Below are 22,215 nucleotides of genomic sequence, written 5' to 3'. Positions count from 1 at the left end.
GCGAATCAGCGCGGCGGCCTTCAGGCGGCAGCGGTTTGCAATCTGCCCGGGCGTACCGCCCACAAGCTGGCCGCCACCATCAGCAAACCGCCCAACCAGCTGCTGGCGCTCAGTGTCTCGCCCAGCCACAGCATGGCGAACAGGGCACCGAATACCGGCTCGCTGCCGGTCAACAGCGCCACCCGGGTGGCACTGCTGTGACGCAGCGCGTAGTTCATGGCAAAAAAGGCGAACAGGGTGCAGAACAAAACCAGGAACAAGATATCGCCCCAGAACGCCGCCCGGGCCGGCAGGGCAGGCAAGCCGCCGTTCAGGCTGGCCAGCAGCAGGCAGCCCAGGCAGATCAGCAGGCCTTGCAGCCCGGTCAGCGCCAGCGTGGCCACCGGCCGGTCTGCGGTCAGCTTGCGGGTAAGGCTGGTGACGGCTGCACGCAGTACGGCGGCCAGCAGGATCAGCAGATCACCCCCGTTCAGTTGCAAGTGAGTGGCCCCGCTCAGCAGCCAGGCGCCGCAGAGTGCGGCTGCCGCCGCCAGCAGCGCATCGCGGCTCGGCTGTTGCCCCAGCAACAGCCATTCGGCAAAAGGCGTCAGTACCAGGCACAGGCTGATCAGGAAGGCGGCATTGGCCGCACTGGTGTGGGCGATGCCATAGGTTTCGCACAGGAAAATCGCCAGCAGGCCCAGCCCCAGCGGCAGCGCTGCGCCCAGGGTGGCGCGGCGGATGGCAGGATCAGCCAGGGCGCGCTGGGCCGGCAGCAGCAACAGGAAGCTCAGGCCAAAGCGCAGGGCCAGCACGCCCAGTACCGGATAAAACTGCAGCGCCTCCTTGGCCAGCCCATAACTGCTGCCCCATACCATGGCGACCAGTAGCAATAGCAGGTCGGGCAGGGCGGGGTAACGTTGATGCAAGAGGTGGCGGTTGGGCATGGCAGGCTTTCATTGTCGAGTCAGTACGCTCATTATCATTGCCTGGTCATGGCTTGATAATCGCTGTTGTTGGAACAGGAATTGTGCGTAATGGGAACAAATGGACTGATTGCCATGCTGCCGGACATGGCGGTGTTTGTGCTGGTGGTGGAGCGTGGCAGCTTTTCGGCGGCGGCGCGGCAGCTGGGCATGACGCCGTCGGCGCTTAGCCGGCAGGTGGCACGGCTGGAAGCGGCGCTGGGCGTGCGCTTGCTGGAGCGCACCACCCGTCAGTTGCGGCTGACCGATGCCGGGCAGGCCACGCTGGCGCGCTGTCGCAGCATGCTGGATGCGGCCGACGAAGCGGTGCACCTGGCCCAGCAGCAACATGCCCGGCCGCAGGGCAGGGTGCGCATCAGCATGCCCAAGGCTTTTGGCCGTTTTGTGGTGGCACCGCTGCTGCCGGCTTTCCTGGCCAGTTATCCACAGGTGGATGTGGAGCTGTTCATCAGCGACCGCGATGTCGACCCGCTGGCCGAGGGGCTGGACCTGACCGTGCGGGTGACTGACACGCCGCCACCGGGCATGGCCGGGCGGCCCTTGCTGCCGGTGCGCCAGCTGCTGTGTGCCTCGCCACAGTACCTGGCCACGCATGGCCGGCCAGCCCATCCACGCGATCTGGCGCAGCATCTGTGCTTGTACCTGGCCGAGCATGAGGCCGACAAACGCTGGCAGCTGCGCCGTGGCAGCGAACAGCTGACGGTGGCGGTGAGCGGCCGCTACGCCACCAACCACAGCGAACTGCGGCTGCAGGGCGTGCTGGCCCATCTGGGCATTGCGCCGCTGCCGCACTTTACCGCGCAGGCAGCGCTGGAGGCCGGGCAGGTGGAAACCGTGCTGGACGATTGGGAATTCACCACGGCTTATCGCGGCATGGCCTGGCTGCTGTATCCGCCCAATCGCTATCTGGCACCCAAGGTGCGCGTGCTGATTGACTATCTGGCCGAGCGCCTGGGCGCGAAAACACCGCCATGACACGGTAATGCCACAGCCGGGCAAGACCCGACTCGCCCTGAGGGGATGCTTTCCCTATAATTGCCGCTGCTGCCTTGGGGTAGCCCAGAACAATCACCGCAGGGAATCATCGAGATGCAAGAAAGCCATGCCTGGTCCGGTCGCTTCAGCGAACCGGTTTCCGAACTCGTCAAGAAATACACCGCCTCGATCGACTTCGACAAACGTCTGGCCGAATTCGACATCGAGGGCTCGCTGGCTCACGCCGCCATGCTGAACAAGGCTGGTGTGCTGTCCGATGACGACGTGGCGGCTATCCGACGCGGCATGGCTGAAATCCTGGACGACATCCGCGCCGGCCGGCTGGAGTGGAGCGTGGATCTGGAAGACGTGCACATGAATGTGGAACGTCGCCTGACTGACAAGATCGGCGATGCCGGCAAGCGTCTGCACACCGGCCGTTCGCGCAACGACCAGGTCGCCACCGACATCCGCCTGTGGCTGCGCGCGCAGATCGACGCCATCGTCGGCTTCATCGCCGAACTGCAAACCAGCCTGCTGGAGCTGGCCGAACAACACGCCGACACCGTGATGCCGGGCTTCACCCACCTGCAAGTGGCCCAGCCGGTGACCTTTGGCCACCACATGCTGGCCTACGTGGAAATGCTGGCGCGCGACGCCGAACGCATGACGGACTGCCGCAAGCGCGTCAATCGCCTGCCGCTGGGCGCTGCCGCACTGGCCGGCACCACCTTCCCCATCGACCGCCACTACACCGCCCAGCTGCTGGGTTTTGACGATGTCTGCCACAACTCGCTGGACGCCGTGTCCGACCGTGACTTCGCCATCGAATTCACCGCCGCCGCCAGCCTGGTGATGGTGCATCTGAGCCGCCTGTCGGAAGAGCTGATCCTGTGGATGAGCCCGCGCGTCGGCTTCATCGACATCGCCGACCGCTTCTGCACCGGCAGCTCCATCATGCCGCAGAAGAAAAACCCGGACGTGCCGGAACTGGTACGCGGTAAATCCGGCCGCGTGGTGGGCCACCTGATTGCGCTGGTCACCCTGATGAAGGCGCAGCCGCTGGCCTACAACAAGGATAATCAGGAAGACAAGGAACCCTTGTTCGACACCGTGGACACGCTGATCGACACCCTGCGCATCTACGCCGACATGATGCGTGGCGTCACCGTGAAGCCGGAAGCCATGCGCGCCGCCGTGCTGCAGGGCTTTGCCACCGCCACCGATCTGGCCGACTACCTGGTGAAGAAGGGCCTGCCTTTCCGCGACAGCCACGAAGTGGTGGCGCTGAGCGTGCGCTACGCCGAAGGCCGTGGTGTGGATCTGGCCGACCTGTCGCTGGAGGAGCTGCAACAGTTCAGCAAGCTGATCGAGCAGGACATCTACCAGGTGCTGACACCTGAGGGCAGCCTGGCCCAGCGCGACCATGTTGGCGGCACTGCGCCGAATCAGGTACGCGCCCAGATTGCCCGTCACAAGGCAAGACTGGCCAGTTGAACAGTTAATACTGTTTAAAACCAAACCGCCGCTATCGGCGGTTTTTTATTGGCCTACAGTGGGACCTGTGATGAATTTTCAGCGGAGGTTCCGTGCAATTTCCTTCCATCGAGCCGCTGGGGCGCAGCCAGCGCATCATGCTCACCATGCTGCCCGGGCTGGCCTTGTTCATGCTGGGCGGCCTGTTGATGCTGTACCAGTTTCATGCGGCCATCCAGCACGCGTTGAAGGCCCAGCTTGCTTACAAGCTGGAAAAAATCGAGCAGATCGTGGATCGGGCCCAGAGAACCGGCGAGGGCATGCTGCAACAGCCCAGTGTGGACTGTCAGGTCATTTATCCGGAAATGCGCCGCCAAGTCACCATCCAGCCCTATGTCCGTTCGATGCGCCTGATCGACCACGCCGGCCGGGTGTATTGCGATTCGGTGATTGGCTGGCATGCGCCGGCCTATTCGCAGGAATACCCGCGCGTGCAGCGGCTGCAATTAAAACCGGGTAACCGGCTATCGCCCTGGCACCCCTTGCTGTTGTTGTGGCTGGAGGCAAAGCGTACTGATGTCGGCGGCATCCAGGTCGTGGTGGATAGTGAATATCTCAAGGACAGACTGACTCATCTGGAGCAGGACTCCTGGTTTTATCTGCATGTGGGCGACAGCTGGTTAAGCGAAAGTGGCGAGATGACTGCGCCGCAGCCCCGCCCTTACTGGCAGCAGCGACGCCTGGCCTCGGCACGCTATCCACTGGAGCTGGTGATGGATTTCTCCATGCCCGCCATGTTGCAGCAAAGGGCAAGTCAGGAGCCGGATCAACTGCTGCTGCTGCTGCTGTTCAGCTGCACCTTCAGCTGGGGTTTTCATCGCCTGCTGCTGCGCAGCGGGGCGCCCAGCCGCGAATTGCAACGGGCGGTGCGCCAGCAGGAATTCATTCCTTACCTGCAACCGCTGGTCGATAGCCAGCACCTGCAGTGGTGCGGGGTGGAAGTGCTGATGCGCTGGCAGCATCCGCTCGATGGCATGGTGTTGCCGGAGCTGTTCATCCCCTTTGCCGAAAGTACCGGCCATATCGTGGCCATGACCCGCTCGCTGATGCAGCAGACTGCCGCGCAACTGGGCGTGCTCAGCTTGCCCGCCGGTTTTCAGATCAGCATCAATGTCAGTGCCGCCTATGTGGCCGATGGCTCCCTGCCGGCCGACTGCGCCGCTTTCCTGTCGGCCTTCCCGCCCGGCAGCATCCGGCTCACCCTGGAGCTGACCGAGCGCGAACTGATCAACACCGGCCCGCAAACCGATGCCTTGCTGGCGCAGCTGCATGATCTGGGTGTGCGCATTGCCATCGATGACTTCGGCACCGGGCATTCCAGCTTGTCCTATTTGCAGAAAATGGATGTGGATGAACTGAAGATAGACCGCAGCTTTGTCGCCGGCATCGGCAGTGACAGCCTGTCGGCGGATATCCTGGACAGCATTCTGCAACTGGCTGCCAAGCTGGGGCTGACGGTGGTGGCGGAAGGCGTGGAGTGCATGCAGCAGGAAGATTATCTGCGCCAGCATGGTGCACACCTGCTGCAAGGCTACCGCTATGCGCGGCCGATGCCGATCAGTGAGTTCATGCTGCGTCCCGAATGGCATAATAGGCCATCCGAACCGCGTACCCGCGTTCACGCCGAGGTACACCCCTAACAGATGCCAAGCCCAAACATGACCCTCCCCGTTATCGGCGTAGCCGGCGTGACCGTCCCCGGCGCCCTTGATTGCCTGTCCAAGCTGCACCAGCTTTCTGCCAGCCTGTGCTGCGGTCACCATCATCACCCGCGTTTCGTGCTGGACCAGCCAGACTTTGGCGTGGTGCACGCCGCCCAGCTGCAGGAGCGCTGGGACATTGTGGAAGATTCCATCGTCGGCTCTCTGCAGCGGCTGGCCGTGGCCGGGGCGCAACTGGCGGTGATCCCGGCCAATACCGTGCATTGCCGTATCGATGGCATCCGCCAGCGCTCTCCCGTGCCGGTGCTGAGCATGCTGGACGTGGTAGCCGCCGATTGCCAGCGTCGTGGCCTGCGTCGGGTGGGCGTGCTGGGCACGCGCTGGACCATGCAGTCCCATCTTTACCGCCTTCCATTTGCCGCCGTAGGCATCGAAGAGTGCATTCCAGACCCGGCGCAGCAGGCGATGCTGCAGCAGGTCATCTTTGACGAGCTGGTGCCCACCGGCAGGGCCAGTGCGGACGGCCTGCAGCAACTGTTGCAAGTGGTGGATGGCTTGCGTGCCCAGGGCTGTGATGGCCTTGCCCTGGCCTGTACCGAGCTGCCGCTGGTGCTGGACGAAGCCAATTGCGGCATGCCGGCGGTGGATACCACGGCAGTACTGGCTGCAGCGGCCATGCAGGCCGTGCTCGGCTAGTCTGGCCAGCTGTTGTACGGAATACGGCTTTCGCCAAAGGCTTGTGGCGGGTCAAGGGCGGATCGGTGCAAGCATTTGCCCTTTGACCGGAAAATATGTTAGTAACTAAACATGATTTTCGGAATCGAATCCCTATGAGCCGCTCACCCCGTCACGACAAGATTCTGCAGCTGGTCCGCGAAAACGGCTTCATGCCGATCGAAGAGCTGGCCAGACTGCTCGATGTCACGCCGCAGACCATCCGGCGCGACATCAACCAGCTGTGCGAAGAAAATTTGCTGCGCCGTTACCATGGTGGAGCTGCCCTGGGCAGCAGCGTGGAAAACGAGGATTACTTTGCGCGCAAAGGAAAATTTCAGAGCGAAAAGGCACATATTGCCGACATGATCGCCGGCAGCATTCCCGATCACGCTTCGCTGTTCATGAGCATAGGCACCACCATCGAGGCGGTGGCGCAGGCGCTCACCATCACCCACAAGGGTTTGCGCGTCATCACCAACAATATCCATGTGGCCTCCATCATGTCGGCCAACCCGGATTTCACCGTGATGATCACCTCCGGCGTGGTGCGCGCATCGGATGGCGGCATTACTGGTGTGGCGACGCTGGACTTCATCAACCAGTTCAAGGTGGACTACGCCATCATCGGCGTGTCCGGTATCGAAACCGATGGCTCGCTGCTGGATTTCGACTACCGCGAAGTACGGGTGGCACAGGCGATGATGGCCAATGCCCGTCACCGCTATCTGGCGGCCGACCACAGCAAGTTTGGCCGCAATGCCCTGGTGCGCATGGGCCATATCAGTGAATTCCACACCGTGTTCACCGATGCCGAGCCGCCGGAGTCGCTGGCCAAGCTGCTGGAAGAACACAATGTGCGGCTGATTCTGGCCGACGCAGTCTGAACGGTGTGGCGCGTGCTGGCGCGATTGCGCCACGCTGCTTGCCAGGAAAAACGCCCGCGTTTAGCGGGCGTTTTGCTTGCTTGTGTGCCGAGGCAGACTCAGGCTTCCGCTTCGCGCCGCGACAGCGGGACATGTTCGGGCGAGTAGCCCTCTACCCGGTTGCGCCCCAGTCGCTTGGCCTGGTACAGCATGTCGTCCGCCTGCTGCACCAGCAGGGTGGTGTCGTCGGCGGTGGCCAGCGAGCTGATGCCGACGCTGAAGGTCTGACGGAAGGTTTGCTGGTTGCTGCGCTGCTCGATCTGGGAAAAAGCCTGGCGCATGGCATTCATGATGCGCAGTGCGTCTTCCTGGCGGGTGCCGGGCAGGACGATGGCAAACTCTTCGCCGCCATAGCGGCTGATCAGGTCGGAACGGCGCAGCCGCTCTTTCAGGAAGCGGGCCAGATTCACCAGCACCTCGTCGCCGGCCGGGTGGCCATAGGTATCGTTGATGGTCTTGAAGTGGTCCAGGTCCAGCATGACCAGCGACAGCGCACGCTGGTCGCGCTTGGCGCGCAATACTTCGTACTCCAGCTGGGCATACAGATGGGAGTGGTTGAGCAGGCCGGTGAGGCTGTCGTTGATCATGTAGGAGCGCAGCTTGCGGTAGCGGCGCGCGCGGTTGATCACCGTCACCACCAGCTCTTCCGGGGCCACCGGCTTGGTGAGGAAGCCGTCGATGCCCAGCGTCAGGGTATCCAGCTGGATGGACTGCCGTTTTTCCACCGACAGGAACAGGATGGGAATGCCGTCCAGCAAGCGTTGCTGGCGGATGATCTGCGCCAGCTCCATGCCATTGCACTCCGGCATGTACATATCCATCAGGATCAGGTCCGGGCGGAATTGCACGATGCCGTCCAGCACCCGCGCCGGGTCGGTGACCTGCAGCGCATCCACGCCATGGCTGTTCAGTACGTTGGCGTAGAGGCCGGCCAGCGAGGCCATGTCCTCCACGATCATCACCCGCAGCGGATCGCGTTTTTCTCCCAGATCGCCAAAGCTGAGGTTGTCGATCAGCTCGTGCGCCAGCAGCGGCCAGGCCAGGAAGCCGGACGCACCAGCCCGCACCGCCAGCAGGCGGGCTTCGAAGTCGTAGCGTGACGAGCAGAACAGCAACGGGCACAGGCCGCGTATGGTGTCGGCCAGCGCCATGATGGGGTCGCCGGGATTGAAGTCGGTATAGGCCACCACCGCTGCCGGCGTGGCATCCTGCAGCGCCTGCGCCAGCTTGGAGGCCTGGTACATGGACTGCACCATGAAACCATAACAGGACAGCTGTTCGCTCAGGTTGCGGGCTTCTTCGCTGGGCGGCATCCACAGATAAACCAGATGCGGCCCCTGCTGCATCAGCCCGCCGCTGAAGTGTTCCGGCAACAGCTGGCGGCCTTCCATCATGGCCAGCTGGCTGACGATGCCCAGATGGTGGCGTAGCGCGCCATAGCGTTCGGTTTCGCCCGGCACCGTATCGTTCTGCAGCAGCCATAGCTGTAACAGCTCGCGCAGTGCCAGGCATTCCGGCAGTAGCTGTGCGGCGTCTTCGCCCTGAATGTAACGTTCCAGATTGCTGACCAAGGACAGCAGATGCGTGGCCAGCGAGCGATCCCAGCGGGTCACCAGCATGTGGCCAATACGGTCGATCTCACGTGCCGCGTGCTCTCTTGCCGAAATATTTGCGTTGCTTCCCAGCGTCATAGTGGATACCCGATTCCTGCCGACATGCGAATTGTTATGTAAAGACGAGCTGGCCTGTGGCCGCCGCATGTTTAAGACCCACTGACAAAACCCCCGCTCCTGCGTTGCGCCTCCTTGCCGTACGACTGGTACTGTCTGTGTCGGCGCGCCTTGGCTCGGGTCCTCTGCGAGGTTGTGTCAGCGGCTCTGAATCCTGTTGCTGCGCCTGCATTTGCAAAGTGGCGCAGGGCCTGAAGGTGAAATGATATAATTTTGGCTTAATGAATCAGTTGGCGCGCAAATGAACGTATTTTACGAAGAAAGCGGCTCCTTCAAGGTTGGCACGATCGTTTCCCGTTCCGATGCCAGCTTGCAGGTAGATACTCAACATGGCAAGCGAGCCAAGATCAAATCCAGCAATGTTTTTCTCGAGTTTAGCTCGACTGTGGCAGATTTTCTGCCTGCAGCTGAAAAAATGGCCGATGAAATTGATCTGGATTTCCTGTGGGAGTGCAGTCCGGAAGACGAATTCGAGCACGATGTGCTGGCCGCCGATTACTGGGGCCATGCGCCTTCGGCACTGGAAAGTGCCGCCATCATCCTGCGCGTATTCGGCGCGCCCATGTATTTTTACAAAAAGGGCAAGGGCCGTTACAAGAAAGCCCCGGAAGAAGCACTGAAAGCCGCGCTGGCCGGCATCGAGCGCAAGAAGCGCGAGCAGGAGCAGATCGACGGCTGGGTAGCCGAACTGAAGGCCGGCAGCTTACCGGAGGCTATCCGCAGCCAGTTGATGTCGCTGCTGTGGAAACCGGACAAGAGCACGCTGGAGTTCAAGGCCTTTGATCAGGCCGCGCGCGAACTGAACCAGCCGCCGCTGAAACTGGCGCAAAGCGTGGGCGGCATCAGTTCGGTGCCCGACTACCTGATGGCCGGTTTCCTGATGGAATACTTCCCCAAGGGCGCCGGTTTCGGCAAATACGCGGCACCGCAGCCGCCGCAAGACCTGCCGCTGGCAGAAGCGGTGGCCTTCTCCATTGATGATGCCAACACCACCGAGATCGACGATGCGCTGTCGGTTGTCGATCTGCCGGATGGCAACAAGCGTGTCGGCATCCATATCGCCGCCCCCACGCTGGGCGTGCCGGTGGATTCGGACATCGAAAAGCTGGTGTGGAGCCGCCTGTCCACCGTGTATTTCCCCGGCGACAAGATCACCATGCTGCCGGATGACGTGGTACAGGCTTTCACCCTGCAGGAAGGCCAGGATTGCCCGGCGCTCAGCCTGTACGTGGATGTCTCGCCCGAGTTTGAGCCGGTGGCCTATGAAAGCCGCATCGAGAAGGTGCGCATCGGGGCCAACCTGCGCCATGCCCAGCTGGAACAGCAGTTCAACGAAGACACCCTGCTGAACGATCCGGGTATCGACTACCCCTTCAAGCAGGAACTGACCTGGCTGTGGCATTTTGCCAATGCGCTGGAAAAGCGCCGTGGCAAATACGACCCCACCCGCCCGGTGCAGATGGACTACAACTTCGATGTGGTCGATGGCAAGGTGCAGATCACCCTGCGCAAGCGCGGCGCGCCCATGGACAAGCTGGTGTCGGAACTGATGATTCTGGCCAACAGCGAGTGGGGCCGCATGCTGGCTGAGGCCGACATCCCCGCCATGTACCGTGCCCAGAGCATGGGCAAGGTGCGCATGACCACCCGTCCTGAGCCGCATATCGGCCTGGGCGTGGCGCAATATGCCTGGGCCACCTCGCCGTTGCGTCGTGCCACCGACTTCGTCAACCAGCGCCAACTCACCGCGATGATCCGTGGCGAAAAGCCGCAGTTCGAGCAGGGCAATGCCATGCTGTTCGCCCTGCTGCGCGATTTTGACGCGACTTACTCCGCCTATCTGGGTTTCCAGGACAAGCTGGAGCATTTCTGGTGCCTGCGCTGGTTTACCCAGGAGGGGGTAAGCAACATCACCGCCACCTTCATCAAGGAAGATCTGGTACGGATCGACGGCCTGCCGATGCGGGTACGCATTCCGGGCCTGCCGGAACTGGCACGGGGCGACCGTATCCAGCTGGGCGTGATCCGCATCGACGAACTGATGGCCGAGATCGAGTTCCGCTTCACCGGCGTGGTGGGCCATGTCGAAGCGGCCAGCGAGGAAGAAGAAGGCTGAGTATTGCCCTGTCTGGGATGAAAACAAAAAGGCTGCCTGATGGCAGCCTTTTGCTTATTGCCACACCCCTCTCGCTTTCTGAAAAGAAAGCGAGGCTCCCTTACAGGGTAAGGGCGGGGGGATAGGGAATAGATGGGCAGGCTGCGGAAGTAATCACTTAGTCGAAAGGCCCGGCTCTGCCGGGTCCGGTGCAATTGTGCCAACTTACTTGGTCAGCAGCCTGAAGGCTGCCTGCGGGCAGCCTTTTTTCGTATTGCTACGGTAGCTCAGAACATGTCGTCGATGCCGGTGCAGGCTTCTTTCAGTTCGCCCATGGCGGCATTGATGGCGTCGCGATCGATGCCCAGCTTGTCCACCACCGCCCATGGCAGGGTGGCCTGCATGTCGGCCTCGCTCATGTCGTGATTAAAGCCGGCCACCAGATAGGCCGACAGGCCGATCACGATGGCAAACTGGGTGACATCGCCCAACAGGTCGTGCTGATCGCGGATGGCTTGCTGGATGTCGTCGGGGAAGTTCCAGCGCCGTGCCAGCTCGGCCCCCACTTCAGTCAGGTCCACGCCCAGCAGCATGCGTTCGGTGGCGACCCGGTCGGCACCGCCAGCGACGATCTTGTCGATCTGCACCGCTTGTTCCGGCATGGCGACATGCAGCACCAGCTCGCCGATATTGGACAGCAGGCCACAGGTATAACCCAGCTGGGCATCCAGCTTGGCCAGCCGTGCCAGCCGCTTGGCAGTATTGGCCATGGCAAAGCTGCGCTGCCAGAAGCTTTTCATGTCAAAGCCGGCAATGCCGGCCGTGGCACCGGTAATGCCGGAGGCGATCACCAGAATGCGCAGATTGTCGAAGCCCAGCAATACCACGGCATCATCCAGCGAACCGACGCGGCGGCTGCCGCCAAAGCGGGCGGTATTGGCCAGCCGCAGCACGCGCGCGGTCAGCACCTGGTCATGGCCTACCTTGTCGCTGATTTCATCGATATTGATATCGGTCTTGTGAAAGCTTTCGATCAGCTCCTGTACCACCTTGGGCACCATGGGCAGCCGTCCCGAGGCTTTTTCAAAAATGTCCGCCACTTGCATGTCTTACCCCCTTTGTCATGACCTAGCTTATTGAGCTTAGGCGAAGCGGCGGGGAATAAAAGATTTAAAACACCGTGTGCTGTTGCTGTCAGGCCACGCTGTGGCCGTGGGCAGCTTCCAGCAGGGCAAACCAGTGCTGCCGCTCCAGTGGCAGGCGGCAGGCTGTGGCAGCTTCATCCAGCGAAGCCAGGCGGCGCGAGCCGCTAATGGGGATGGGCCGCGCCGGGTGGCGCAGCAGCCAGGCCAGGGCCAGCGTGGCCGGGCTGACGGCCAATTCTGCGGCCATCCGCGTCAGCGCGGCATGCAGGGCCGGGTGGGCCGCTGCCTGCAATAGCAGGCAGCCAGCCAGCGGCGACCACACCATGGGCCGAATGCCGGCCTGCAGGCACTGGTCGAAGCTGCCGTCGAACAAGGGCGCGGTGTGCAGCAGTGAGGCCTCCAGCTGATTGGTCAGCAGCGGGGTGCGCGATGCCAGCAGGGCAAACTGGCTGGGGCTGAAATTGGACACGCCAAAGTGCCGTACCTTGCCGCTGGCCTTCAGGCTGGCGAAGGTGTCGGCCACTTCGTCTGGGTTCATGAGCGGGTCCGGGCGGTGAATCAGCAGCAGGTCCAGATAGTCCGTGCCCAGGTTCTGCAAGGAGGCATCTACCGAGGCCAGGATGTGGGCGCGGCTGCTGTCGTAGTGCTTCACCTGCCAGCCGCGGCTGGCATCTTCCGGCTTGATGCCACACTTGCTTACCAGCTGGATGTGCTCGCGCTGGCCGGGGTTGGCCTTCAGCCACTGGCCGAACAGCGCCTCGCAGCGAAAGCCGCCATAGAGATCGGCATGGTCGAAGGTGGTGATGCCGAGGCTGATGGCATGCTCGATCCAGTGTGCCAGCTCGGCTGGGGAGAAATTCCAGTCGTGCAGCCGCCACAGGCCGGCGGCCACCGGAGAAAAAACTGGCCCTCCCGGGGCCAGTTGTGCAGATGGCAAGGTGTTCATCAGGCAATCCGTTGTTCTGTCGTGGGGTCGAACAGCACGGCCTTGGACACGTCGAATACCAGTTCCATGCTGTGGCCCGGCAGTTTGGCTTCGGTCGGGTGGGTACGGCAGCATACCTTGGTGTTGTTGAGCGAAACAAACACCAGGGTGTCCGGGCCGGTGGGTTCGATCACGTCGATATGGCAGGCCATCACCGGCAGCCCTTCGCGGTAGGCGGTGCGGGCATCGGTGATCTGTTCCGGGCGGATGCCGAAGATGACTTCGCGGCCCAGCCAGGGCTTCATCTTGTCCTGGGCATGCGGCAGCGGCAGGATGACGCAACCCTTGTCGTCACAGATCTTCACCCCCAGCACCCCGGCGGATTCCACCACCTGCGCCGGAATGAAGTTCATCGATGGCGAGCCGATAAAGCTCGCCACAAACAGATTGGCCGGATTGTCGTAAATGTCCTGCGGGCTGCCAAACTGCTGCACGATGCCGTCCTTCATCACCGCGATGCGGTCGCCCAGCGTCATCGCCTCGATCTGGTCGTGGGTGACGTAGACGATGGTGGATTTCAGCCGCTGGTGCATCAGCTTGATTTCGGTGCGCATCTCTACCCGCAGCTTGGCGTCCAGGTTGGACAGCGGCTCGTCGAACAGGAAGATGGAGGGGTTGCGCGCCAAGGCGCGGCCCATGGCCACGCGCTGGCGCTGGCCACCGGACAGCTGCGAGGGCTTGCGGTCCAGCAGGTGGGTCATCTGCAGCATCTGCGCCACGCGCTCGACGGTGGCGTCGATCTCGGCCTGCGGCATCTTGCGGATTTCCAGCCCGAAACTGATGTTCTTGCGCACGCTCATCGACGGGTAGAGCGCATAGCTCTGGAACACCATGGCGATGTCGCGGTCCTTAGGCGACAGCTCGTTCACCCGCTTGCCGCCGATTTCGATATCGCCGCTGGAAATGTCATCCAGCCCGGCAATCATGTTCAGCAGCGTGGATTTGCCGCAGCCGGAGGGGCCAACCAGAATCAGGAACTGGCCGTCTTCGATGGCGATATCAATGCCCTTGAGCACGTCGGTGCCGTTGGCGTAAGTCTTGCAAACATTATTGATGGAGAGAGCGGCCATCGTTCAACCTTTCACAGCACCGGCTGTCAGGCCACGCACGAAATAGCGGCCGGCAACCATGTAAACGAACAGGGTGGGCAACGCGGCGATGATGGCGGCAGCCATGTCCACGTTGTATTCCTTCACCCCGGTAGAGGTATTCACCAGATTGTTCAGCGCCACGGTGATGGGCTGCGATTCGCCAGAGGCAAACACCACGCCGAACAGGAAGTCGTTCCAGATCTGGGTGAACTGCCAGATCACGCACACCATGAAGATGGGGCCGGAAATGGGCAGCAGGATGCGCAGGAAAATCGTCCAGAACCCGGCACCGTCGATGCGCGCGGCCTTTACCAGCTCATCCGGGATGGTGACGAAGAAGTTGCGGAAGAACAGCGTGGTAAAGGCCAGGCCGTAAATCACGTGTACCAGGATCAGCCCGCTGGTGGTATTGGCAATGCCCAGCTCGCCCAGCAGGCGCGCCATCGGCAGCAGTACCACCTGGAAGGGGATGAAGCAGCCGACCAGCAGTAGGGTGAACAGCACGTCCGAGCCACGGAAGCGCCACATCGACACCACATAGCCGTTGACCGCGCCGATCAGGGTGGAAATCAGCACCGAGGGCACCGCCATCTTCTCCGAATTCCAGAAAAAGCCCTTCATGCCGCCGCACTCCACGCCGGTGCAGGCGCTGGACCAGGCCTTACTCCAGGCATCCAGCGTGATGGATTGCGGCAGGGCGATCAGGTTGCCGCTCCGGATGTCGTCCAGGGTTTTCACCGAGGTGGACAGCATCACGTACAGTGGCAGCAGGTAATAGATGGCCATCAGCACCAGTGCGGCATACAGCACGATGCGGCCGGGGGTGAGGTGTTTAGCCACGTTTGGCGCTCCTTGTTTCCATATACATCAGCGGCACCAGCACGGCGACGATGGTCATCAGCATCATCATGGCCGAGGCGGCCCCCAGGCCCAGCTGGCCACGGGTAAAGGCAAACTGGTACATGAAGATGGCCGGCACGTCCGATGCGGTGCCGGGGCCGCCGCCGGTCAGCGCCATCACCAGGTCGAAGCTCTTGATGGCGATGTGCGACAGGATCAGCAGCACGCTGAAAAACACCGGGCGCAGGCTGGGGATGATGATGCGCCAGTAGATCACCGGCAGGCTGGCGCCATCCACCTGGGCGGCCTTGATGATGGAGTCGTCGATGCCGCGCAGGCCTGCCAGGAACAGCGCCATCACGAAACCGGACGACTGCCACACCCCGGCAATCACCACGGTGTAGATGGCCTTGTCCGGGTCCACCAGCCAGTCGAAGGTGAAGTCGGGAAAGCCCCAGTCGTTGATGACTTTTTGCAGGCCCATGTCCGGATTCAGCATCCATTTCCAGGCGGTACCAGTGACGATGAAGGACAAGGCCATCGGGTACAGATAGATGGTGCGCAGCGTGCCTTCGCTGCGGATTTTCTGATCCAGCAGCACGGCGAGGAACAGGCCGACGGCCAGCGTGCAGCCGATGAACAGGCCGCCGAAAATGCCCAGATTGGCCACGGCAGTCCACCAGCGGTCATTCTCGAACAGTGCCTGATACTGGATCAGGCCGGCGAAATCCATCTGCGGCAGCAGCCGCGATTCGGTCAGCGACAGCCAGCCGGTCCAGGCGATGAAGCCGTAGACGAACACCAGGCTGATCAGCAAGGTGGGCGACAGCACCAGCTTGGGCAGCCAGCGGTCTGCCAGCGCCGACAGACTGGCTTGTGATTGGGGTGTGGACATGAATCAATCCTCGCCATGCCGCTGAGGCGATGCCGCGCGGGACGCGCAGCGTCGATCTGTCCTGGCGGGGAGGCAGGACGGATGGTCAGACGGTATGGCTTGCTTTGCTAGGAGTTAGACAGACAGCCGCAGGCCGCATGGCGCGTCAGGGCTGTCCACGGCATTGCGCACCCGGGCCGGCTGGCCCGGGGCAAGCTTGCTGCTCGCTTAATGCACCTTGCCGGCCTTGGCCAGACGCTCGGTAGCGGTTTTCGGGCTCATCGACGAGTTCATGAACTGCGAAATCACGTCGTCCATTGCGCCTTCGGTGGCAGACGGCATGGCCATCTTGTGGGCGAAGCTGGGCACCAGGCCGCCGCTCTTGGAGGCAGCGGTCAGGTCAGCCTTGGACTTCTTGGCGCAGTCGTCAAACTTGTCCATCGGCGTGTCCAGACGGGCCGGAATCGAACCCTTGTTCAGGTTGAACACTTCCTGGAAGTTCTTGCTCATCACGGTTTCGGCCAGATCAGCCTGAGCCTTCTGCGCGGCGGCGTCCTTCTGCTTGAACATGGCCAGGCTGTCGATGTTGAAGGTGAAGCTGCCGGCGGTACCCGGTGCGGCAACACAGAGGAAGTCCTTGCCCGGCTTCTTGCCGGCGGCGGTGAATTCACCCTTGGCCCAGTCGCCCATGAATTGCATGCCGGCCTTGCCATTGATCACCATGGCGGTGGCCAGGTTCCAGTCACGGCCTGCGGCGCCCTTGTCGATATAGCCCTTCACTTTTTGCAGGGTTTCAAACACCTTCAGGGTGGTGGGGCCGGCCAGCGTGGCCTGGTCCAGCTGCACGAAAGCCTTCTTGTAGTAGGCCGGGCCACCTACGCCCAGTGCCACCGATTCGAACAGGGTGGCGTCTTGCCACGGCTGGCCGCCATGGGCAATCGGCTGGATGCCGGCTTTTTTCAGTTTTTCTGCGGCATCAAAGAATTCCGGCCAGCTGGCCGGCACCTTGGCACCGGCCTTCTTGAAGGCTTCCGGGTTCACCCACAGCCAGTTCACGCGGTGCACGTTGACCGGAGCGGCCACGTACTGGCCCTTGTATTTCATCACCTGGCTGACTACCGGCGGCAGCTGCTTGTCCCAGCCTTCAGCCTTGGCCACCGCATCGATATTGGCCAGCACACCTTCGGCACCCCATTCCTGGATGGCCGGGCCCTTGATCTGGGCGGCTGTCGGCGGGTTGCCGGATACCACGCGGGTTTTCAACGCGGTCATGGCATTGTCGCCACCGCCGCCAGCCACGGCGAAGTCTTTCCAGTTATCGCCCTTGGCGGTCATCATTTTTTTCAGTTCGGCCACGGACTTGGCTTCGCCGCCCGAGGTCCACCAGTGCAGCACTTCCACTTCGCCGGCAAATACCGTGGCCGGCAGCAGGGTGGCGGCCAGCAGTGCTGCGCTCAGCTGTTTGCGTTTCATTCTCTTGTCTCCATCTTGTAGCGTTGCATTTAGGTTTTTTATGGTGCATCCGGCGGCGCGCGGTCAGGACCGGGGCCGGATGTGCAAGAACTATAGCGGCAGATTGTAAGTTTTGTGTAAGGTTTGGAGCGAAATGCTGTAAGAAAATGACAAAGCCTGAATGCGCCGCAGCATGACATTGGAGATAATTCAATAAACATAAGGCACTGCGCTGGTGCTGCTTTGCAGCAAAATGGTGCGCCGTAGTGTGTCAACTACACTACGGGCCGGCTTGCCCGGAGGGATTTTCCCGCTGGAACAGCAGGCTGGCACACAGTCCGTGCGGGGTGTTGTCGCTTAGTTCCACCCGGGTGTGATGGCGGCGGGCGATCTCCTGCACGATGGCTAGCCCGAGGCCGCAGCCCTTGCCGCCAGCCAGACTGTTGACCCGGTAAAACCGCTGGAACACCTTGTCGCGTTCGGCCGGGGCGATGCCGGGGCCGGTATCGCATACCTGCAACTGCACGTGCTGGCCGAGTAGGCGCAGTGTCACGGTGATTTCGCCGCCGGGCGGGGTGTACTGGATGGCATTGTCCAGCAGGTTGGCCAGCAGTTCGCGCAGCAGGCCGGCGTGGCCCAGCACCTGCAGGCTGTCGTCGCCGCTGTCCAGCCCCAGGTCCAGCTTGCGCGCCAGCGCACGCGGCACGGCCTCGGCGGTGACTTCGCGACACAGCTGCTTCAGGTCGAGCTGCTTCAGTTGCAGGCCGGCTTCCGGCTCGGCCCGCGCCAGCGCCAGCAGCTGGTTGACCAGATGAATGGAGCGCGCCACGCTGGTTTCCACCTGCTCCAGCTGGCGGCAGGCACGCGGGATGTCCGGTGTGCTGCCCAGCAGTTCGGCCTTGACCAGTTCGCTCTGCGATTTCAGCCCGGCCAGCGGCGTGCGCAGCTGATGGGCGGCATCGCCGATAAAGCGCCGTTGCTGCTCCACCTGGCGGTTGACCTCTTCCAGCAGGCTATTGATGGCGGCGGTGAGGGCGCGTACTTCGGCCGGGGCATTGTTGACTTCGATGGGGGCCATGTCGCGTGGCGAACGGTTTTCCACCACCCGGCGCAGACGGCGCAGCGGCGACAGGCCACGGCTGATGCCAGCCCAGACCAAGAGGCTGGTCAGCAACATCAGCCCCAGCAGGGGCAGGCCCATGTCCAGCAGGATCTTGCGGGTCAGTTCGGCGCTGAGCGCCCGGCTTTTGGCTACCTGTACCAGCATCAGCTGCGGCTGTTCCACCGTGCCGGCCAAGAGATAGAGCGCAGCCACCCGCACATCCTGGCCTTTCATGCTGGCGTTATAGAAATAGCTGGCCCCGGCGCGGGCTGCCAGCGTGGCCGGTGGGCGCGGCATGGCCGGTTCGCCCAGCAAAAAGGCTGCCGGTGGCGAGCTGACCATGTAATAGACGCGGTCGGTCGGGTCTTCTTCGAGGATTTCGCGGGCAGCGCGCGGGAAGTCGACATAGAAACCATTGCCGAAGGGTTTGACCTGCCGCGCCAGTGCGCGCGAAGTCTGTGCCAGCGTCTGGTCGATCACCTCGTTGGCATAGCGCACCGCCATGGCATGCGCCAGCATGGCGGCGGCCAGCCACAGCACCAGCTGCGGCAGCAGCAGCCAGATCAGCAGCTGGCGGCGCAGGGAAAGTTGGCGCGGACGCGGCATGGTGGCCTAGCTGTCTTCGGCCAGCGTCAGCAGATAGCCCAGCCCGCGCACCGCACGGATGCCGGCACCGCTGCCATCCAGTTTCTTGCGCAGCCGGTGCACATAGACTTCCACCGCATTGCTGCCGATTTCTTCCCCTTCGCCGGACAGGGCGGCGGAGATTTGCTCCTTGCTCAGGACTTTTTCCGCCTGGCTCATCAGGATGAACAGCAGCTCCAGTTCGCGTGCCGACAGATCCAGCGGTTGCGCGCCGCTCCATGCGCGCTGGGCGCTGCGGTCCAGCCGTAGCGGGCCGAAGTGCAGTTCTTCCCGTTGCAGTTCGTCACGCACGGTATCGCTGGCGCGCTGGCGGCGCAGCAGGGCGCGGATGCGTGCTTCCAGCTCGGGGAAATCGAAGGGTTTGACCAGATAGTCGTCGGCCCCGGCATCCAGCCCGGCCACGCGGTCTTCCATGCTGTCCAGTGCGGTCAGCAGCAAAATGGGCAGTGCCGGCTGGTGTACGCGCACATGGCGCAGCACCTTGAGCCCGTCCTGTCCGGGCAGGCCGATGTCGAGAATGACAGCATCGAACGCTTCACTCAGCAGCACCTGCTGGGCAGTCAGGCCATCGCGGCGATGACAGACCTCGAAGCCCAGCTGGGTCAGGCGGGTAAGCAGGGCATCGGCCAGTACGGCATCGTCTTCGGCCAGGAACAGTTTCATAGGAGCGACAGGCGGCAGGTGAAGGCCTGATGGTAGTGCAGATTTGGTGGCTTCGGCCATCGCGGCGCGATGTGCATTGCAGCAAAAAGCCCGCACAGGGCGGGCTTCGGGGCAGGACTGCAGGCGGGGTTTACTGCGCCAGCGCGCTGGCCTGCTTGGCCAGCTCGGTGATGCGCGCCCAGTCGCGGTTGGCGATGGCGTCTTCCGGGGTCAGCCAGCTACCGCCGACGGCCAGTACGTTTTGCAGGGCCAGGTATTCCTTGGCCTTGACCAGATCAATGCCGCCAGTAGGGCAGAAGCGCAGGTCGGGCAGCGGGCCGGCCAGCGACTTGAGCAGCTTGATGCCGCCCACGGCTTCGGCCGGGAACAGCTTGAGGATGTCAAAGCCTTCGTCCTGGGCGCGCATGGCTTCGGAGGCGGTGGCCACGCCGGGCAGCAGGGTCAGGTTGGCATTGCGGGCGGCCGAGGCCAGCTCCGGGGTCAGGCCGGGGCTGACGCCAAACTGGGCGCCGGCATCCAGTGCGGCTTCCAGCTGGGCGCGGTTGCGCAGCGTGCCGGCACCGACGATGGCTCCGGATACTTCGTCGCGCATGCGGCGCATGGCGGCCAGCGCCGCCTTGGTGCGCAGGGTGACTTCCAGCACGCGAATGCCGCCATCCACCAGCGCACGCGCCAGGTCTACCGCAACAGCGGCGTCATTTACCACGATGACCGGCACAACCGGTCCCTGACGCAACAGGGTCAAAGCGTCCATATCAGTTTCTCCACAGCGGGTGATGGAAGCTCATGGCACCAGCTTCCGCGGCATCGGCGGATTCGCGGAATACCGCGAACAATTCACGCCCGACGCCAAATTGATTGTGTTGCAGATCGACACTGATCTGCTCGCGCGCCGCCCATTCTTCGGCCGGCACTTTCACTTCCAGCGTGCCGGCATTGGCATCCAGTTTCACGATGTCGCCATCGCGAACCTTGCCGATACTACCGCCCATTACCGCCTCCGGCGAGACGTGGATGGCAGCCGGCACCTTGCCCGATGCGCCGGACATGCGGCCATCGGTGACCAGGGCCACGGCAAAGCCGCGTTCCTGCAGGATGGACAGCGCCGGGGTCAGCTTGTGCAGCTCCGGCATGCCGTTGGCGCGCGGGCCCTGGAAGCGGATGACCGCGATGAAGTCGCGTTCCAGTTCGCCACGCTTGAAGGCGGCCAAGAGTTCGTTCTGGTCGTGGAATACCACGGCCGGGGCTTCCACCACGCGGTGTTCCGGCTTGACCGCCGAAACCTTGATCACGGCGCGGCCCAGGTTGCCGGACACCACGCGCAGGCCGCCATCGGCGGTAAAGGGGTCGGCGGCCGGGCGCAGTACGTTGTCGTCGCCACTGACTGCCGGGGCCGGACGCCATTTCAGCTGGCCATTGTCCAGCCACGGCTCGTTGGCGTAGGCCGACAGGCCACGGCCGACGATGGTATCCACGTCTTCGTGCAGCAGGCCGGCGGCCAGCAGTTCGCGGATGACAAAGCCCATGCCGCCAGCGGCATGGAAGTGGTTTACGTCGGCCTTGCCATTGGGGTAGACGCGGGTCAGCGACGGGATGATGGCCGACAGTTCGTCGAAATCATCCCAGTTGATATCGATGCCGGCGGCGCGGGCAATGGCGACCAGATGCAGGGTGTGGTTGGTGGAGCCACCGGTGGCCAGCAGGCCGATGATGGCGTTGACGATGGATTTCTCATCGATCATGCGGCCCACCGGAGTGAAATGCTCACCCTGGGCGGCGATGTGCGCGGCCTGACGGGCGGCTGCGCGGGTCAGTGCCTCGCGCAGCGGTGTACCCGGATTGACGAAGGCGGTACCCGGCAGGTGCAGGCCCATGATTTCCATCATCATCTGGTTGGAGTTGGCCGTGCCGTAAAAGGTACAGGTGCCGGGGCCGTGGTAGGACTGGCACTCGGATTCCAGCAGCGCATCCCTTCCCACCTTGCCTTCTGCAAACAACTGGCGCACCTTCGCCTTTTCATCGTTGGCAATGCCGGTGGTCATCGGGCCGGCCGGAACAAACACCGCCGGCAGATGGCCAAAAGTCAGCGCGCCAATCAGCAGGCCGGGCACGATCTTGTCGCACACGCCCAGATACAGGCTGGCATCGAACATCTGGTGCGACAGCGCCACGGCCGTGCTCATGGCGATGACGTCGCGCGAGAACAGCGACAGCTCCATGCCGGGCTGGCCCTGGGTCACGCCGTCGCACATGGCGGGTACGCCGCCGGCAAACTGGGCAGTGGCACCGGCCTTGAGGGCTTCTTCCTTGATCCAGGCCGGGTAGGCTTCCAGCGGCTGGTGGGCGGACAGCATGTCGTTATAGGCGGAAACGATGGCCAGATTGGGGCGGTGTGCTTCCTTGAGGTGGATCTTGATATTGTCCGGCATGGCCGCAAAGGCGTGGGCCTGATTGGTGCAGGACAGTTGGGCGCGTTCTACCTTGCCCTGCTGGGCGGCAGCAGCCAGATGATTCAGATAGGCCGCGCGACGCTCGCGGCTGCGATCTATGATGCGCTGGGTAACAGTATGCAGTACCGGGTGCAGGGCCATGGCAATTCCCGTGATGAATGTGGGTAAATGGTAGTTTTACTACACTTAAATTGCAAGAAAACAGCCTGGCCCAATTACCGGCTTATTCGGCCGAATGGGCTTTAGAGGCTTTCTGGTAAAGGTTTCTGCCAAATTTTCCATGAAATGGCAGGTGTTGCTTTCTGCGTATTACCCCGGCAAATCACATGGACATGCCAAAATCGGGTGGTAATATAACTACATTGC

General features: G+C 62.5%; 18 protein-coding genes. 6 read left to right on the top strand and 12 right to left on the bottom strand.

All coding sequences use genetic code 11. The annotated features are described in order from the left end of the window. Positions 1-20: 20 nt before the first annotated feature. The gene (locus tag DBR44_RS17650) at positions 21-926 is read right to left on the bottom strand and encodes a DMT family transporter (protein ID WP_124645303.1); all 906 of its coding nucleotides are present in this window, start codon (positions 924-926) and stop codon (positions 21-23) included. Positions 927-1,016: 90 nt separating this feature from the next. Here DBR44_RS17650 and DBR44_RS17645 point away from each other — a divergent pair, with 90 nt between their 5' ends. From DBR44_RS17645 to DBR44_RS17625, 5 genes are all read left to right on the top strand, one after another. Then, a complete protein-coding gene (locus DBR44_RS17645) occupies positions 1,017-1,940 on the top strand; it encodes a LysR family transcriptional regulator (protein WP_124645302.1) in 924 nt (307 codons plus the stop codon). A gap of 114 nt (positions 1,941-2,054) precedes the next feature. Continuing rightward, positions 2,055-3,437, top strand: coding sequence for an argininosuccinate lyase (gene argH, locus DBR44_RS17640; protein WP_124645301.1), 1,383 nt, complete (start codon positions 2,055-2,057; stop codon positions 3,435-3,437). 92 nt (positions 3,438-3,529) lie between these two features. Continuing rightward, entirely contained in the window at positions 3,530-5,116 is a 1,587-nt protein-coding gene (locus DBR44_RS17635) for an EAL domain-containing protein (protein WP_124645300.1), read from the top strand. A gap of 18 nt (positions 5,117-5,134) precedes the next feature. Beyond that, on the top strand, positions 5,135-5,833 hold the full coding sequence (locus tag DBR44_RS17630; protein WP_158613650.1) for an aspartate/glutamate racemase family protein: 699 nt from the start codon (positions 5,135-5,137) through the stop codon (positions 5,831-5,833). A 134-nt stretch (positions 5,834-5,967) separates the two neighbouring features. Next, positions 5,968-6,738 (top strand): DeoR/GlpR family DNA-binding transcription regulator, encoded by a 771-nt coding sequence (locus tag DBR44_RS17625; RefSeq protein ID WP_059286917.1) that lies wholly within the window; start codon positions 5,968-5,970, stop codon positions 6,736-6,738. 98 nt (positions 6,739-6,836) lie between these two features. Here DBR44_RS17625 and DBR44_RS17620 read toward each other — a convergent pair whose 3' ends face one another. Next, positions 6,837-8,468 (bottom strand): diguanylate cyclase, encoded by a 1,632-nt coding sequence (locus DBR44_RS17620; protein WP_233578641.1) that lies wholly within the window; start codon positions 8,466-8,468, stop codon positions 6,837-6,839. 280 nt (positions 8,469-8,748) lie between these two features. Between DBR44_RS17620 and DBR44_RS17615 the strand changes: the two genes are divergently transcribed. Then, on the top strand, positions 8,749-10,623 hold the full coding sequence (locus tag DBR44_RS17615) for a ribonuclease catalytic domain-containing protein (RefSeq protein WP_124645298.1): 1,875 nt from the start codon (positions 8,749-8,751) through the stop codon (positions 10,621-10,623). Positions 10,624-10,889: 266 nt separating this feature from the next. On the opposite strand, the gene DBR44_RS17610 is transcribed toward DBR44_RS17615, so the two are convergent. From DBR44_RS17610 to edd, 10 genes are all read right to left on the bottom strand, one after another. Continuing rightward, positions 10,890-11,708 carry an HDOD domain-containing protein gene (locus DBR44_RS17610; protein WP_124645297.1) on the bottom strand — a complete coding sequence of 273 codons (819 nt, stop codon included), beginning with the start codon at positions 11,706-11,708 and terminating at the stop codon, positions 10,890-10,892. Positions 11,709-11,796: 88 nt separating this feature from the next. Further along, a complete protein-coding gene (locus tag DBR44_RS17605) occupies positions 11,797-12,693 on the bottom strand; it encodes an aldo/keto reductase family oxidoreductase (RefSeq protein ID WP_124645296.1) in 897 nt (298 codons plus the stop codon). Continuing rightward, positions 12,693-13,802: an ABC transporter ATP-binding protein gene (locus DBR44_RS17600; protein ID WP_124645295.1), complete on the bottom strand. Its 1,110-nt coding sequence runs from the start codon at positions 13,800-13,802 to the stop codon at positions 12,693-12,695. Before DBR44_RS17600 ends, DBR44_RS17605 begins: the two co-directional genes overlap by 1 nt. A 3-nt stretch (positions 13,803-13,805) precedes the next feature. Continuing rightward, a complete protein-coding gene (locus DBR44_RS17595) occupies positions 13,806-14,609 on the bottom strand; it encodes a carbohydrate ABC transporter permease (RefSeq protein WP_370449675.1) in 804 nt (267 codons plus the stop codon). Positions 14,610-14,655: 46 nt separating this feature from the next. Further along, positions 14,656-15,558 (bottom strand): carbohydrate ABC transporter permease, encoded by a 903-nt coding sequence (locus tag DBR44_RS17590; RefSeq protein ID WP_124645293.1) that lies wholly within the window; start codon positions 15,556-15,558, stop codon positions 14,656-14,658. 207 nt (positions 15,559-15,765) lie between these two features. After that, complete coding sequence (locus DBR44_RS17585) at positions 15,766-17,010, bottom strand: ABC transporter substrate-binding protein (protein WP_124645292.1); 1,245 nt, start codon at positions 17,008-17,010, stop codon at positions 15,766-15,768. A gap of 259 nt (positions 17,011-17,269) precedes the next feature. Then, the gene (locus tag DBR44_RS17580) at positions 17,270-18,697 is read right to left on the bottom strand and encodes a sensor histidine kinase (protein ID WP_124645291.1); all 1,428 of its coding nucleotides are present in this window, start codon (positions 18,695-18,697) and stop codon (positions 17,270-17,272) included. 6 nt (positions 18,698-18,703) lie between these two features. Beyond that, the gene (locus DBR44_RS17575; protein WP_124645290.1) at positions 18,704-19,399 is read right to left on the bottom strand and encodes a response regulator transcription factor; all 696 of its coding nucleotides are present in this window, start codon (positions 19,397-19,399) and stop codon (positions 18,704-18,706) included. A 130-nt stretch (positions 19,400-19,529) separates the two neighbouring features. After that, the gene (locus tag DBR44_RS17570) at positions 19,530-20,153 is read right to left on the bottom strand and encodes a bifunctional 4-hydroxy-2-oxoglutarate aldolase/2-dehydro-3-deoxy-phosphogluconate aldolase (RefSeq protein ID WP_124645289.1); all 624 of its coding nucleotides are present in this window, start codon (positions 20,151-20,153) and stop codon (positions 19,530-19,532) included. Between the two features lies 1 nt (position 20,154). Then, positions 20,155-21,990: a phosphogluconate dehydratase gene (gene edd, locus DBR44_RS17565; protein WP_124645288.1), complete on the bottom strand. Its 1,836-nt coding sequence runs from the start codon at positions 21,988-21,990 to the stop codon at positions 20,155-20,157. Between the last annotated feature and the right edge of the window lie 225 nt (positions 21,991-22,215).

Origin of the sequence: Aquitalea sp. FJL05 (genome assembly GCF_003852595.1) — a bacterium.
GTDB lineage: Bacteria > Pseudomonadota > Gammaproteobacteria > Burkholderiales > Chromobacteriaceae > Aquitalea > Aquitalea aquatilis.
This window is presented reverse-complemented; position numbering and strand designations above follow the sequence as displayed.

Coding starts and splice junctions, on each gene's coding strand:
- DBR44_RS17650 (WP_124645303.1), bottom strand. CDS start 926: ATGCCCAACCGCCACCTCTTGCATCAACGTTACCCCGCCCTGCCCGAC.
- DBR44_RS17645 (WP_124645302.1), top strand. CDS start 1,017: ATGGGAACAAATGGACTGATTGCCATGCTGCCGGACATGGCGGTGTTT.
- argH (WP_124645301.1), top strand. CDS start 2,055: ATGCAAGAAAGCCATGCCTGGTCCGGTCGCTTCAGCGAACCGGTTTCC.
- DBR44_RS17630 (WP_158613650.1), top strand. CDS start 5,135: ATGACCCTCCCCGTTATCGGCGTAGCCGGCGTGACCGTCCCCGGCGCC.
- DBR44_RS17625 (WP_059286917.1), top strand. CDS start 5,968: ATGAGCCGCTCACCCCGTCACGACAAGATTCTGCAGCTGGTCCGCGAA.
- DBR44_RS17620 (WP_233578641.1), bottom strand. CDS start 8,468: ATGACGCTGGGAAGCAACGCAAATATTTCGGCAAGAGAGCACGCGGCA.
- DBR44_RS17615 (WP_124645298.1), top strand. CDS start 8,749: ATGAACGTATTTTACGAAGAAAGCGGCTCCTTCAAGGTTGGCACGATC.
- DBR44_RS17610 (WP_124645297.1), bottom strand. CDS start 11,708: ATGCAAGTGGCGGACATTTTTGAAAAAGCCTCGGGACGGCTGCCCATG.
- DBR44_RS17605 (WP_124645296.1), bottom strand. CDS start 12,693: ATGAACACCTTGCCATCTGCACAACTGGCCCCGGGAGGGCCAGTTTTT.
- DBR44_RS17600 (WP_124645295.1), bottom strand. CDS start 13,802: ATGGCCGCTCTCTCCATCAATAATGTTTGCAAGACTTACGCCAACGGC.
- DBR44_RS17595 (WP_370449675.1), bottom strand. CDS start 14,609: ATGGCCATCTATTACCTGCTGCCACTGTACGTGATGCTGTCCACCTCG.
- DBR44_RS17590 (WP_124645293.1), bottom strand. CDS start 15,558: ATGTCCACACCCCAATCACAAGCCAGTCTGTCGGCGCTGGCAGACCGC.
- DBR44_RS17585 (WP_124645292.1), bottom strand. CDS start 17,010: ATGAAACGCAAACAGCTGAGCGCAGCACTGCTGGCCGCCACCCTGCTG.
- DBR44_RS17580 (WP_124645291.1), bottom strand. CDS start 18,697: ATGCCGCGTCCGCGCCAACTTTCCCTGCGCCGCCAGCTGCTGATCTGG.
- DBR44_RS17575 (WP_124645290.1), bottom strand. CDS start 19,399: ATGAAACTGTTCCTGGCCGAAGACGATGCCGTACTGGCCGATGCCCTG.
- DBR44_RS17570 (WP_124645289.1), bottom strand. CDS start 20,153: ATGGACGCTTTGACCCTGTTGCGTCAGGGACCGGTTGTGCCGGTCATC.
- edd (WP_124645288.1), bottom strand. CDS start 21,990: ATGGCCCTGCACCCGGTACTGCATACTGTTACCCAGCGCATCATAGAT.